The sequence below is a fragment of the Pseudoalteromonas sp. MelDa3 genome (genome assembly GCF_002863625.1).
GTDB classification, from domain to species: domain Bacteria; phylum Pseudomonadota; class Gammaproteobacteria; order Enterobacterales; family Alteromonadaceae; genus Pseudoalteromonas; species Pseudoalteromonas arctica.
The window spans coordinates 1-14,187 of record NZ_PJBR01000108.1; the positions used below are offsets into that span (position 1 = coordinate 1).

The following is a 14,187-nucleotide window of genomic DNA, read 5'->3' on the forward strand; positions in this document are numbered from 1 at the left end:
TGCACACTCACATCAACACCCATCACGTAGGGCGGGCGAGCGCAGCGACTCCCGACGCTGATATACTGCGTAGCGTACCGACTTTATATTGTAGAGCGTCTGAATCTAATGATTCGGGCTTTTTTACGTCTGCAAAAAAGTGATTCAGGGATTCCTCTAGAGCGAAGGACTTCTTAGTAAATAATTTATATCGATCAGCAATAATATTTAATCAATTTGAGGGATTAAATCTGACGCTAACTGCGTTAAAAACCTCATATATGAAACAACTGAATAACGAATTTTTGCCCTTCTTTTATCGACTCCGCTTTGTTATTGCTCTAATCTCAATTTATGATCTGTTCAATTATGTAGTTTATAAAATGTGACAGAGCTCGTTTAGATAAAAATAGAATAATAAGGGTTTAATAATGAGTGAAATTGATAATCATCCACATGGCATTTTTTGTTGGTCAGAACTTTGTACACACAATTGGAAAGAAGGTAAGACGTTTTATACATCATTATTTGATTGGGGGTATGACGATCAACCTATTGGGGAGGAAATATATTACACGATGCTACAAAAGCAAGGTGATGATATAGCCGCTATGTACGAAATGCCTGAGGAGCAAATTAATGCAAAGATACCAAGTCATTGGTTGGCTTACATTGCCGTCTATAATGTTGACGATTGTGCGCTAAAAGCTAAAGAACTAGGTGCTGAAGTTATTGCCGGTCCTCATGATGTTATGAATGCAGGGCGAATGTTGATGCTAAAAGATCCTGTAGGTGCCACTGTTGCACTATGGCAGGGGAATGAGCATAGAGGTTGTAAGCACTTAGGTGAATTAAACACGCCTTATTGGCATGAGTTAGCAACCAGAAATAGTAAAGTAAGTAGAGACTTTTACTGTGCTTTACTAGGCTGGGAAAGTGAAATAAAGCCAATGGAAGGTATGAACTACACTTTATTTTTGGTTGATGGACAGCCAATTGCCGGTATGCTTGAGATGACAAGCGACTGGCCTGAAGATATTCCTGCTCATTGGATGATTTATTTTGCAGTACAGAGCTGCGATACAGCAGTAAATAAAGCCGCTAGCCTAGGTGGACAAGTATGTGTTCCTGTAACAGATATACCCGATGTTGGTCGTTTTAGTGTTATATGCGACCCTCAAGGTGCTGTATTTTCGGTGATCGAATCTGTTATAGATGACGTTTAAACAGTTACATTAGCTTTAGCGTTAATTTACTCGCTAGTTTGTTATAATACTCGCCAATTAAATCGTCAGAAAGTGCAGAGAACGCAATGGAATTTGAACAAGATAGCAATTTAACCCTTCCTTTATTTCTATTAGATGAATCATTAAGTGATAGAGATTTAGAGCAGCCTGATTTTGAAATATCAATTGGACTTGATGATGAGTTACTTGCTCAAATTTGCCAAAATCCAAGTGAAGATAGCAGTGTAGCTATTACCGTTAGCGGTTATGAGTTGCTTATAACTGATTCTCTGTATTTAAGTATATTAGAGCAAGAGCATGATGCGCAGATAACATTAACGCATGGGCCTCTTTTAAGTATTGTTTTGAATACTGAAGGTCAAAAAACATTCGTTTCTCCTCAAATGGATATGATGCCTACCTTCGATTTAGGTGACGAGGACGAATGAAAAAAATAATAATAAGTACATTTGTATTAATTATCCTTAGTGGTTGTGCTTACTTAGGTAATGCACATTACGATGATTTATTTGGCCCTGAACAAGCGCAAGAACGTATCGTTCCACATTCTACCCTTGCTGGAGCTGATTTTTTACAAAACGTAAAACCAGTACTCGATACCCGCTGCGTCGTTTGCCATGGTTGTTACGATGCACCTTGCCAGCTTAAGCTCTCATCCCCTGAAGGTATTGATCGAGGTTTGAGTAAAGAGCTCGTTTACGATGGAACTCGTTTATTGGCAACGACCCCAAGCCGTTTATTGTTTGATGCAACCAATACACAGCAATGGCGAGAAAAAAACTTTACGCCAGTGCTAAATGAGCGCGTACAAAGTGAAGAAGCAAACTTAGCGGGCAGTGTGTTATTTAATAGTTTAGTGTTAAAGCAAAGCTATGAATTACCAACTAATGAAGTGCTAGATGATGAATTTGATTTTTCATTAGGGCGTTCGCAAACCTGTGCAACAATGGGGGAATTTGACCGATTAGCTGACGAGCAACCTCATGGCGGTATGCCTTATGGTTTACCTGGGGTTTCGCGCGAAGAGTTCAATCATTTACAGAACTGGCTTAAAAGTGGCGGTAAAATGTCACATATTGAGCCACCAAGTAAGTATGATCAGAATAAAATAAAGGGCTGGGAAGCATTTTTAAATCAAGATAACTTAAAGTATCAGTTATCAGCACGTTATATTTATGAACATTGGTTTTTAGCACATATTTATTTTACGTCAGAGAACCCACAAAGCTTTTTTAAACTAGTTCGCTCAAGTACGCCTCCTGGTGAGGAAATAAAGTTAATTAATACGCGTCGTCCATACGATGACCCTAAAGTTAGCCGTGTTTATTATCGTTTTATGCAAGAGCGTACAACCATACTTTCTAAAACGCATTTACCACTTGAGCTTAATGAAACTAAATTACTGCGTTTGTACGAGCAGTTTATTGCGCCAGATTATACAGTTACGCAAATGCCGAGTTATGAGCCTAAGTCAGCATCTAACCCATTTAAAACTTTTGAAGTTATTCCTATTAATTCTAAATATCAATTTATGCTTGATGAAGCAGAGTTAATTATTATGGGCTTTATAAAAGGGCCTGTTTGTCGTGGTCAGATTGCTTTAAATGTTATAAATGATCACTTTTGGGTGGCATTTGCTGATCCTGATAAGGTTGCGACTCCTGCTGTAGGGGAAATGCTAATGCAACATGAAGAAGCTCTAGAACTTCCTGCCGCAGAGGAAAGTAATGCGTTACCTATTTCTAGCTGGGTTAAATATTCAGTTCGTGAGAAAAAATATTTACAGGCAAAAGTTGAGCTTGCTAACGAAATGTTTAAAGGTGGCGAGCATCTTACAACTGACTTGCTTTGGAAAGGTGATGGGCACAATAAAAATGCTGCGCTGACTATTTTCCGCCATTTTGATAGTGCAACTGTTGTTAAAGGTTTTATTGGTCAAGAGCCTAAAACCACGTGGATACTTGATTATGCGTTATTTGAACGTATTCATTATTTGCTTGTGGCAGGCTTTGATGTATACGGAAATATAGGCCATCAATTGGTTACACGTTTATATATGGATTTTTTACGTTTAGAGGGAGAGCAAAACTTTTTAGCTCTATTACCTGAGCACAAGCGTAATCAAATCAAAAAGCAGTGGTACCGTAATTCACCACCTGACTTATCTAAGTTCTTTAAAAGTAACCGAGAATTTAGCCAGCCCAGTGGTATTAACTATGAAACTGATGATCCACAGCATGAACTATATACCTTGATGAAAGAAGCCTTAGCGCCAGTTTTAAGTGAAAAATACAACTACACTGAAGTGCCAAAGCCGTTAAATGTAGTAAGTAACATGCCAGCAAAAGCGGTTAACTTATTACCTCAGCTTTCTTTTATACTTGTAAAGCAAGAAGATAATAGCCATAAGGGCTACACTATTATTCATCATAATGCGCACTACAATATATCTAGTTTATTAAACGAAGATGGCCAACGTGCTTATGATGAAGATACTGCGACTATTGTTCCTGGGTTTATCGGAGATTATCCAGCAGCTATTTGGTATTTAAATAACGAGCAGCAAGTAAATGCTTTTGCCGAGCAATTGCCTATGATGCAAATAGAAGCTGATTATGGTGCATTGAAATCTAAGTTTGGTATTCGACGTACTCATCCACAGTTTTGGCAATACAGCGATATATTGCACGATACAGCTAAAAAATATCGTGGGATAGAATATGGAATGTTCGACTATAACCGTTTAGAAAATAGATAGTTAAATAGTTTTATTTTATTAGCCCAACTTTTTAGTTGGGCTTTTTTATTTAATAATCATTATTTAAGCTGCTTATTAGTTCTAAAAAATTGAGCTACACTTAAAACAAAAAACAGGGCTTAGTATGTTTAAAGTTGTCGCGAATATCCGTACTCGTTACCGATGGGCATTAATAGCAATAGCACTATTAATAAGCACATCAGCATCACTTATGCAGTATTATTTTTCGGTGCAAAAATATGACGCAAAAATAATAAATATGGCTGGTAAGCAGAGAATGCTTTCTCAAAAAATAGCTTGGCATAGTAATGAGTTATTATTATCGGCAACAAATATTTCTGAGCATACTAAAGCGTTAAAGACATCAGTCGTATCATTCAAAAAAACTCATAATTACTTACTTTCAAAAAATGCTAATGGAGAGTATCAGTACCTTACACCTAAACTTATTAAGCTATATACATTAGCTCCTCATAAACTAGATATCCAAGTTGCAACATATATCCAGCAAGCGGAAAATTTGCTTTATCAACAAGGCCAAGTAGATAAGCGTATATTCTCTGTAACTGAGGTTGAAGAGCTATTAAAGCAACTAGATCATGCAGTGAATTTATTTGAAGAGCAAGCTGTCCAAAAATTGAACTGGGTATCTAACCTTGAATTATTATTTTGGCTTATGGCGATGTTTTTACTACTTGTAGAGTTAAGATTTGTATTTATGCCAATGGAAAAAGAAATAGGTAACGCATTGTCTAAATACCAAAAACAAAAAGAGTTCGCTCAACAAGTGAGTCAAAATAAAGAGCATTTTATTGCCAGAGCAAGTCACGAATTTAGAACTCCTTTACAGGGTCTTATTACGTCTATTGAGGAGTTAAAGGTTTCTGATACGCAGCAAAGCGTTAAAACCCAAGCTAATTACTGCGCACTTAGGTTAATAGCCATATTAGATGAACTGCAAGACTTGCAAGCTTTAAGTACAGGTAAATGGGTACCGCAATTTAAAAATGAAAACCTTCTAGAGTCGTGTAATAAAGTACTAATGGCTTACGAGCATGCTTGTCAGCAAAAAGGCCTAAAACTAGTTAGTTGTTTAGATGAATCATTAAATTGTGTATGTAAATTGGATCATCAACGTTTGCAGCATACGCTTACAGAATTAATCAGTAACGCTATTAAGTTTACGACAGAAGGTGAAATTACTGTCTCTGCAAAGCTTTTTAATGATGAACTTTGTGTAACTGTAAGTGATACTGGTTGTGGTTTTTCGAAAGAGATTACTGATCTTGAATTTGACTCATTTAAACAAACAAACCATTTTCAAGGATTAAGAACAGGTCTCACTCGGGTTCAGTATGTTGTAAAGGCGTTGCACGGTGAAATTACCTTCAAAAATAATGAAGCCCATGGGGCGCTGGTATCTTTGCACTTACCAATAATTGCCAGTAAAGCTCTCCCAAACCCTCGTAAAATAAATGACAAACTAAAGTGTTTAGTCGTTGAAGATAATCCATTAAATACTATATTACTGACCCGCATACTTAGCTTATTAGGTTTAAGCTATGATTGCGCTGAAAACGGCAAAGTCGCGTGCGATATGGTGAGTGAAAATCAATACGATATTATTTTTATGGACTTAAATATGCCAGTAATGGATGGGTTTGAGGCGATTAAAAAAATACGCTCTGATCTTAATAAAGTAATGCCAATTATTGTTATAACAGCAAATACTTCACAAAATGATATAGAGCGAGCTTATAAATACGGGGCTAACCTTCATATTCATAAACCAATAAGTCAGCAAGCAATTAAAGACGCATTAAATAGTATTAGCGTTGCTAGGGCGTGTTGATCTTTGGTAGTTGAATTTGCAGCAGACTGTTTGGTTTTTAGTCAAGGCAGAGCCTATGTAGTGTGGTTATTCCCCATAAATAGGCGATAACGCAGCATAAATACCAAACATGCGCTGCCCATTGGGTTCTTTCTAGGGACGATTAACTCTTTGTTGCCTACATGGATGTAGGTAAGGGGCGTGAGCAGGACGCGGAAGCTTTACTCGGTTTTGATAGCCCACTAGGTTACAAACCTCGCGCCGCGATTTAATCGCCCCTAGATTGAACAAATTTCAATCCACAAAGATCAACACGCCCTAGTGAAATAAATTAATTTTGCAGATAACAAGCTTGCTAAGCTCTTTTAATATGCGTTAACTTGCTGTTTTAAGGTTTATTAGGAAAAGTTAGTGCAGTCAATTACGCTTGAGCAATTTAATGGTTACTTACAAGGGCAAGGCAAAAGTCGTTACGACATATGCAACCTAGATTGGCAAGTGAATCTAGCAGAACATTGGCTGCTTCTAGGTGCTAATGGAGCCGGTAAATCTGCACTGACAGCTGCGTTAGTTGGTGAAGCTAAGTGCGAAAGTGGTAAGCGTATAAGTAGTATTAATAAACTTATGCTCGTGTCTTCAGATTCGCATAAACAGTTACTGGCCCAAGAATTAGAGCATGAAAAGCATAGCCTCGTTAAAGACCTTATATTTGCAGAGCATAGTAATAATGGTGAGTTATTAGCGCAGCTAATAGAATTATTTAAATTTAGCTCATTACTAAATAGGCATTTTAGAGAACTTTCAACGGGTGAAACTCGTAAACTCCTACTTATAAAAGCATTCAGCTCCCATAGTGAGTTAGTCGTGCTTGACGAGCCATTTGATGGACTCGACGTACAATCTTGCCAGCAACTTAATAAAATACTCATAGAGCTTAGCCACACGATTACTTTTGTTTTTGTACTAAACCGCCTAGACGAAATCCCTTCATTCATTACTCACTATGGCTATGTAAACCAAGGTTGCTTGTTACATACTTTGGCAAAGCCAGACAGTGAGCAATTAAGTGACTTACTAAAACTACTTCATTTAGAGCATACTTCATTGGATGTGCCATCTCCTGACGCCGAGCAAGAGCAAAAGACATTCACTGGTAATACCTTAGTTAAATTGAGTAATGCTAAAGTTAGTTATAGTGACGTAAGCATATTCAAAAATCTCAATTGGACTATAAAAAAGCATCAGCATTGGCAGCTTACTGGAGCGAACGGTTCAGGTAAAACATGCCTATTAAATTTAATAACAGGTGATAACCCACAGTGTTATAACAATGACATTGGAGTGTTCGGTTTTAAACGCGGAACCGGGGAGAGTATTTGGGATATAAAACAGCATATTGGTTTTATATCTAACGCGCTACATATGGATTATCGCGTAAGTATATCGGCTTTAAATACTGTTATTTCAGGATTTTACGACAGCATAGGTTTATATCAAAAGCCGAGCGACGCACAAATTAATATTGCTAAGCAGTGGCTGGCATTTATTGGTTTAAGTGACAAACAAAACACCTCATTTACTCAGCTGTCGTACGGCGATCAACGTATGTTATTAATTGTGCGGGCTATGGTAAAGCATCCAACGCTACTTATTTTAGATGAGCCTTGCTTAGGCTTAGATGAAGCAAACAGGCAACGTGTACTGCTACTAATAGAGAAAATTTGTGCTGCTAATACAAGTACTGTGATTTATGTAAATCATCATGCGGCAGACAAAATTGAAGGAATAGAGAATTACTTAAAAATGGAAGACTTTAATTAAAAACTCAGAGAAAGGTTGAGCGAAAATTCACTCAACCCATTTTTATTTTAAAGACGAGTAACGCTAAAGCCTTTATCTCGAAGTTGTTTAAGTAACCCGTGTTTTTCAGGTAAATGCAGAGCGCCTACGGCAATAAATAGTTGCTCGTTTGCTAAACGCGGTGTGAGTTGTGTAACCCAATTATTATTGCGGTTAGTTAGCATTACTTGCTCGCTAATTTCACCGTAATTACTGTCATCAAAACTCATGTTGTAGTAATCGGTTAGTGTATCCATATCCCCGTTTTTCCAGGCATTAACTAATTTGATAAAGTAAGTATTAATATCGCTGAGTTGCTCAAAGGTTTCTTCAATCATTTCATTGCTTAATAGCGCCATACCATCAAACATTTGTAGTTGTTGTTCTAGGGTTTCAAGCTCGCCAATTTTAATATTATGCTCTTTAGCATAACTAAGCACTTGCTTGTCTATGCCGGTTTTATCTGAATAACCTGCATTTTGAAATTCAATTTGCATCATAGTCACCATAACAGCCCAAGGCTTTAAGCCATTAAACATAGCAATATCAATCGACTTTTTAGCAAAGTAATCTTTTAGCTTGGTATAATTTTGCTTTGAAAGCTCAGTTTGCAGTGTTTTACCGTCACTTAGCATCATAAATGGCATTGAACGCTGCTGCATTTCAAGTGGAGTAAGTTTGCTTATATCAACTTCAACAATCACTTCTTTGCTTGCACTAATTGCATCGGTTACATTTTTAGGTAAGCCTTTCATGCTGGCATCACCAACGTGTACAGTGCCAAATAAGTAAGAGCTGACGCCATTTTTTTCTATCTTGTATATGGCAGGAGCAGCATAGCTGTTAAGGCTAAATGTTATAAGTAATGCCACAATAAAAAAGTGGCTAACACGGGTAAGAGCATTCATGGTTTGTCCTTAAAATCTCGAAGGTTAGTAGTGTAAATACTAACCTAAATTTACTTCAGAGGTAACGTTAATATAAACGTTAACGTATTGCTTTCGGTATTACTGGCCGTAATAGTAAAGCCATTTAAGTTACATAAGCTCTGTACAATTGATAATCCTAAACCATGGCGCTGGTTATTAGTTCTAGATGAATCTAGCTGATAGAGCGGGTCAAAAATAGCAGTGAGCTGTTCACTACTTAGTGGTTTATTTACTTTGTTACTAACAGAGATGGTCATGTTTGTGCTGTTATTTACGGCAGTTAATTTAATTGGTGCCTCAGGGAGTCCATAAAATAGTGCGTTATCGATTAAGTTACATAAAATGGTATTTAAACTAAATTCGTCAGCATTAAGTGTAAACTCGTCAGTTATCTCATTATTTAAACGCGCTTTAATAGTTGGGTGCTTAAAGGTCAGCTCATCAACAATTTGATTTACTAGGTTATTTAGAATGATATTTTGTGCATTTAATTGCATTGCACTGCTACTTGAGCGCTGCAACAGTAATAGGTTGCTAACAATCGTTTTCATACGCTGTGAAATATTAAGCACATCACTGGTATAGGTGTCGCTAATTCGTTTATCGTCAGGGTAGCGAATAGCCACCTCTGAGAGGCTTATGAGTTCAGCTATTGGGGTTTTAAGCTCGTGTGCAATGTCGCTTGTTAGGCGTTTTTCATTACTATAGAGTTGCTGATTAACGGTAATAAACTTATTTAGCTCGTTACGTATAGGTTCTATTTCTTCTACTTTAAAGTCGCTTTCTATTGTTTGCGCAACACCGGTAATATCGAGTAACTTAATTTGGTCGTTTAAGTTGTGTAGCGGGTGCAGACCTTTATTTACAATACGTGTCACTAAATAGCGCACACCAAACACACCAAGTACACAGGTTAAAATAAAGACCACATCAATAATAATCAGTACTTTATTAAGTTCGGAGGTGGGCGCTGCGATTGCAAGAGTCATGGTATTAAAAACAGCAGAGTGAGTGGGATTTCTATCATCTTTTTGGGCTACAAAGTGACTTATAAGTGCGCGACCATCACGCCCGTTAGGAAGCTCGTAATCTATAATTTTAGATTCGTTTATCGGCATTTCTAAAAAAGGCAGGTTAGCATTTTCATAAAGCGCTAATGAGTCCGAGCGTTCAAACACATCACGGCCATGCCATAATTGGTAAAACTCCGTGGCATCTGCAGCTTCATACTCCGACATAAACTCACCAGCAAAATCAAATTCAACCACGTTGTTGTCATCTTCAACTAAGGTTTTTAAGTAGTTAGCTTTGTTAGTTAAAGACTGATTAAACTGATCTTCCACCCAAGTATCAACACTTAGATCAACGGTTAAAAATATGGTGAATAAAATAACAGAGATCACAGCGCTAATATTATTAACGAGTTTACGTTTTATTGAGTGACTTTTATTTTGTTGTTGCGACATAACCAAATCCACGTTTGTTTTTTATCGGGAGCTCGCCATCAAACTGTCTTACTTTTTTACGTATGGTTGAGATGTGTGCTTCAAGCGCATTTTTAGAGAGCATATCAAACTGACCTACCACCGCTTCACTTATAAGCTCAAGCCCTAATACTCGCTCTGGGGCGTTAAATAAGCATTCTATTATTTTGTATTCATTGCGAGTGAGCTCAATGGCATGTTGCTTGTAGTGAAGAGTTTTAAGTGACAGATCTAATACGCAATCACCTACGGTAAGGGTATTTTGTTGGTTTTGCAGTGAACCACGACGAAGTAATGCAAGGACACGAGCATGGAGTTCTTCAAACGAAAATGGCTTAGTTAAATAATCATCAGCGCCTTTCATAAGGCCGCTAATTTTATCTTGAGGCTCACTTCGTGCCGATAAAATTAGCACACGGCTTTGGCTATTACTGCTGCGCAGTGCTTGTAAAATACTCATGCCATCAACGCTCGGTAGCATTAAATCAAGTACTAGGAGGTCGTAGTTTCCACTGAGTGCCATACTCAACCCTTCTGAGCCATCACCAGTTTCATCTACGGTAAAACCAAGGTTGCTAAGGCCAACTTGCAAGCTGCGTCTTAGTGCTTCAGAGTCTTCAATAACGAGGATTTTCATGTTTACTCGGTTTATAAAAATAGCCTTGTTACTTTAACAAGGCTTTATTATCAAGTCACTTGGTTAATGATACCAACCATTTGTATAAGCTAGATTACCTAAGTTCGCGTGGGCTAGGGCTTTTTTAACTAGTTGCTCATCGTTTTCACATGGTACAAGCTGGTTATTGCTATACGTATAGGTGGTTGCTGGTTTTTGTGGTTGTAACACCACCACTTTATTATCGTGCATGTAGGCAAAGTTTTTGTCGTATTGCATCATTGCGCGTTGTTTGTTGTCGCTAATTGGCTTTGATAAATCATGACCTATCATAGGGTGCTTACCACTTGCGCCAATTAAAGACAGTAGAGTAACAGGAATATCGAGCTGGCTGGCTAGTTGGCTATCTCGTTTATGGGTAATACCTTTACCAAAAATAACGGCCGGAATTTTAAAGTGATCAACCGGTACTAAATTTGAACCCGATACGCGCGAGTCGTGATCGGCAATAACTATAAATACAGTATCATCCCAGTAGCTCGATTTTTTAGCTTTTTCGATAAAGGTGCCTAGTGCGTAATCGGCATACTTGGCAGCATTATTACGGGTTTGTTTTTGTTTATCGTACAGCGTTATTTTATCGTCAGGAAAGTCATACGGGCTATGATTAGAGCTTGAAAATATAAGGCTAAAAAAGGGTTTGTTTTGATTTTTAAGCTTAGTAAGTTCTATATCGGCTTGGTCGTACAAGTCTTCGTCTGATGCGCCCCACGAGCCATTAAAGTCTATTTTTTTAAAGTTATTTGTATCTACGATACTTTTAAAACCGTTGCCTAAAAAGAAGCTGCGCATGTTATCAAAATGGCTTTCGCCACCATAAATGAACTGCGTGTTGTAATTTTGCTTCGCTAAAAAATCAGCAATGGTAAAAAAGTCACGTTGTGATTTATCAAGCTTAACAACTGCACGCGAAGGCGTTGGTGTAAACCCTGTAATTACTGCCTCAATTCCACGTACTGAACGTGTACCCGTGGCGTATAAATTATCAAACCCCCAGCCTTGTTTATAAAGGGCGTCTATATTAGGTGTAAGCGGTAAACCGCCAAGCGTGCCTACATAACGAGCACCTAAACTTTCTTGTAAAATAATGACTAAATTTTTGGGTTTACCTGTATTACTTGCGCCATGAAACGTTTTTGTAGGGGCGGTTACATCACTAAATGTGCCTTGCGTATTTTGCATGTTACTACGCACAATACTAAGTAATTCATCGGTGGGCATTTTACCGTAATAGTCTTGGCTCGATTGCTCATTAGAAAGTTGCTTAACTGCAAATGTGACGCTATAAAGTGAGTTAAGGGTTAAGTCGTTAAGTAAGTGATCAGTAGAGAACGAGACCATGGCGGGGTTAAGTGGTCTGTGTCCTAATGAGTTGCGGGCGCCAAAAATAGTTAAGCATACTAAAACAAGCGCTAAAATTGATTGATTTAAACCTGTTAGTGATGACTTGCTTTGCCATTGATTGCTAAATATTTTACTTGCAAATTTACAGCTTAAAATAAGTGCTATAACAGCAATAAATACTTCTAACTTATAGCCTGAAAAAATCATTTTTGAGACTTCTTTAGGGTAAATTAAATATTCTATAAATAAGCGGTTAGGGCGCAAGTCGTACTCGTTTATAAACGTAGGCGTAATCACTTCAAAAAAAACGAGTAAAGCAGACATCCCCACTAAGTAAATTTTTATTAGGCCGCGTACTTTATTTTGCCAACCTACGCTTTGCATCAGTAAGGTAAGTAGTAATGCGGGCATAATAATGTAGCTTAGAGTGGCTATATCAACTCTTAAACCACCTATAAATATAGATAACCACGCATGAGATCCAAATACACGTTCGCCTTGCCATACACTTAAACCAAAGCGAGCAAGTGTTAACAAGCTAAGTGCCAAAACAGCAAATACAACAAAAATCCATACAGGGCCAAGTGCATTTTGTACCTTAGGTATTACTTTAAATATTAGCCTCGTTATTTTAGCTATAAAAGTTAGCTTTATGCCCATAACACAGCCCACCAAATAAGTGCGGCAATTAACATAGCTATAAACACACTGGCAGAGGCTATATCTTTAGCGAGACCCGAAAGCTCATGGTATTCACTGCCAATCCTATCAACCACAACCTCAACTGCCGTATTTACAAGTTCAGCAAACAATACAAACAGCAGGCTGGCTATAAGCAGTAATTTATCCCTTAGTGCAATTTCTTGTAGCCATACAAACACACCAAGTAACGAAAACAGTGCTAACTCTTGTTGAAACGCCGCTTCAAATCGACTCATCCATTTTAAGCCGTTAAAAGAATGGCTTAAGGTAAAAATAAGGCGCATTAAGCCTTGGCGTTTTATAACGGTTTTATTACTCATAGTTTTATTTCGCTTGGTGTTGTTTGGCAGCTAGCAAGTAAATCAAGGGATGCCTGATACGTTTTGCTTTTAATGCCAATTAAATTTAAAAGAGTGTGAAAAATATTGTCGTGTGAGCGTGCAGCAGTGGTGTCTAAATTAGCTAAACAGGTATTGGTAATGCGCTGATTATGCTCATCAGCCCACATATAAAGAGGAACATGCGTTTGTGTGCTAGGTGCAAAGCTATACGGAAAACCATGTAAATAAGCACCGGCTTCGCCAAGTGATTCACCATGATCAGAGACATATAAAAACTGCTTATCTATGTTGTTTGGCAGTGTTTTTAATTGCTCAATTACTTGGGCGTTAACAAAGTCGCTGTACGCAATTGTGTTGTCGTAGGTATTAACTAATTCATCGAGTGAGCAGTTTTGAATGTCGCTTCTGTCGCACGTGGGCGTAAATTGCTTAAATTTATCTGGGTAGCGTTTAAAGTAGGTTGGTCCGTGTGAGCCCATCATATGTAGGACGATAACGGTGTTAGCTTGGCTTAAATTAGCGAGTTTGCGTTTAAGTGGAGCAATAAGCACTTCATCAAAACAATATTTTCCATCGCAAAGCGCTGATGGGGTGGTTGGTATATCAATATTAACAACACGGGTGCATACGTTTTTACAGCCGCTGTTGTTATCAACCCACAGTACGTCGCTGCCAGCTTGTTGTGCTAAATCAATCAGGTTTTGTTGGTTGTCGGCTGCTAATCGATCAAAGTTATCTTGTGTTTGCAGTGAAAACATACACGGCACAGACACTGCAGTAGCGGTTCCACAAGACGCCACATTATTAAAATACGTCACATTATACTTTTGTGTATAAGGATTGGTGTTACGCTTATAACCTTGATAAGCAAAGTTTTCTGCTCGTGCGGTTTCGCCAACAACCATAACTGTTACGCTGGTGGTATTGGGTGCAATGAGGGTGGGTGTTGCATCTATATTTTTAAATTCCATATTGGTATACAGCAGCTGATCGCGCATGTATTTATAACCGCTAGAGAGATACTGAAATGGGATGAGTTCTTTTTTCAAAATACGGT

General features: G+C 38.0%; 11 protein-coding genes. 5 read left to right on the top strand and 6 right to left on the bottom strand.

Annotation, left to right across the window (positions count from 1 at the left end; all coding sequences use genetic code 11):
- Positions 1 to 410: 410 nt before the first annotated feature.
- From CXF89_RS16475 to CXF89_RS16495, 5 genes are all read left to right on the top strand, one after another.
- Complete coding sequence (locus CXF89_RS16475; protein ID WP_121955216.1) at positions 411 to 1,205, top strand: VOC family protein; 795 nt, start codon at positions 411 to 413, stop codon at positions 1,203 to 1,205.
- 86 nt (positions 1,206 to 1,291) lie between these two features.
- On the top strand, positions 1,292 to 1,654 hold the full coding sequence (locus CXF89_RS16480) for a hypothetical protein (protein ID WP_024591417.1): 363 nt from the start codon (positions 1,292 to 1,294) through the stop codon (positions 1,652 to 1,654).
- Entirely contained in the window at positions 1,651 to 3,984 is a 2,334-nt protein-coding gene (locus CXF89_RS16485; protein WP_121955217.1) for a fatty acid cis/trans isomerase, read from the top strand. Before CXF89_RS16480 ends, CXF89_RS16485 begins: the two co-directional genes overlap by 4 nt.
- 124 nt (positions 3,985 to 4,108) lie before the next feature.
- On the top strand, positions 4,109 to 5,836 hold the full coding sequence (locus tag CXF89_RS16490) for a response regulator (RefSeq protein WP_121955218.1): 1,728 nt from the start codon (positions 4,109 to 4,111) through the stop codon (positions 5,834 to 5,836).
- Between the two features lie 390 nt (positions 5,837 to 6,226).
- The gene (locus CXF89_RS16495; protein ID WP_121955219.1) at positions 6,227 to 7,636 is read left to right on the top strand and encodes an ATP-binding cassette domain-containing protein; all 1,410 of its coding nucleotides are present in this window, start codon (positions 6,227 to 6,229) and stop codon (positions 7,634 to 7,636) included.
- A gap of 47 nt (positions 7,637 to 7,683) precedes the next feature.
- Here the strand turns inward: CXF89_RS16495 and CXF89_RS16500 are convergent, their stop codons facing one another.
- The 6 genes from CXF89_RS16500 to CXF89_RS16525 form a co-directional block, all read right to left on the bottom strand.
- On the bottom strand, positions 7,684 to 8,562 hold the full coding sequence (locus CXF89_RS16500; RefSeq protein ID WP_121955220.1) for a TraB/GumN family protein: 879 nt from the start codon (positions 8,560 to 8,562) through the stop codon (positions 7,684 to 7,686).
- Positions 8,563 to 8,612: 50 nt separating this feature from the next.
- Complete coding sequence (locus CXF89_RS16505) at positions 8,613 to 10,049, bottom strand: sensor histidine kinase (RefSeq protein WP_024591422.1); 1,437 nt, start codon at positions 10,047 to 10,049, stop codon at positions 8,613 to 8,615.
- Positions 10,030 to 10,704 carry a response regulator transcription factor gene (locus CXF89_RS16510; protein WP_024591423.1) on the bottom strand — a complete coding sequence of 225 codons (675 nt, stop codon included), beginning with the start codon at positions 10,702 to 10,704 and terminating at the stop codon, positions 10,030 to 10,032. The genes CXF89_RS16505 and CXF89_RS16510 overlap by 20 nt, the downstream gene beginning before the upstream one ends.
- Before the next feature lie 63 nt (positions 10,705 to 10,767).
- Positions 10,768 to 12,747 (bottom strand): LTA synthase family protein, encoded by a 1,980-nt coding sequence (locus tag CXF89_RS16515; RefSeq protein ID WP_121955221.1) that lies wholly within the window; start codon positions 12,745 to 12,747, stop codon positions 10,768 to 10,770.
- The gene (locus CXF89_RS16520; protein WP_007582120.1) at positions 12,738 to 13,109 is read right to left on the bottom strand and encodes a diacylglycerol kinase; all 372 of its coding nucleotides are present in this window, start codon (positions 13,107 to 13,109) and stop codon (positions 12,738 to 12,740) included. Before CXF89_RS16520 ends, CXF89_RS16515 begins: the two co-directional genes overlap by 10 nt.
- On the bottom strand, positions 13,106 to 14,187 hold a 1,082-nt coding region (locus tag CXF89_RS16525), incomplete at its 5' end, for a phosphoethanolamine transferase (protein WP_180961416.1). The genes CXF89_RS16525 and CXF89_RS16520, both read right to left, overlap by 4 nt.

Excerpts from the sequence above, each read along its gene's own strand:
- CXF89_RS16475 (WP_121955216.1), top strand. The coding sequence starts at position 411 with ATGAGTGAAATTGATAATCATCCACATGGCATTTTTTGTTGGTCAGAA.
- CXF89_RS16500 (WP_121955220.1), bottom strand. The coding sequence starts at position 8,562 with ATGAATGCTCTTACCCGTGTTAGCCACTTTTTTATTGTGGCATTACTT.
- CXF89_RS16505 (WP_024591422.1), bottom strand. The coding sequence starts at position 10,049 with ATGTCGCAACAACAAAATAAAAGTCACTCAATAAAACGTAAACTCGTT.
- CXF89_RS16515 (WP_121955221.1), bottom strand. The coding sequence starts at position 12,747 with ATGGGCATAAAGCTAACTTTTATAGCTAAAATAACGAGGCTAATATTT.
- CXF89_RS16485 (WP_121955217.1), top strand. The coding sequence starts at position 1,651 with ATGAAAAAAATAATAATAAGTACATTTGTATTAATTATCCTTAGTGGT.
- CXF89_RS16480 (WP_024591417.1), top strand. The coding sequence starts at position 1,292 with ATGGAATTTGAACAAGATAGCAATTTAACCCTTCCTTTATTTCTATTA.
- CXF89_RS16510 (WP_024591423.1), bottom strand. The coding sequence starts at position 10,704 with ATGAAAATCCTCGTTATTGAAGACTCTGAAGCACTAAGACGCAGCTTG.
- CXF89_RS16490 (WP_121955218.1), top strand. The coding sequence starts at position 4,109 with ATGTTTAAAGTTGTCGCGAATATCCGTACTCGTTACCGATGGGCATTA.
- CXF89_RS16520 (WP_007582120.1), bottom strand. The coding sequence starts at position 13,109 with ATGAGTAATAAAACCGTTATAAAACGCCAAGGCTTAATGCGCCTTATT.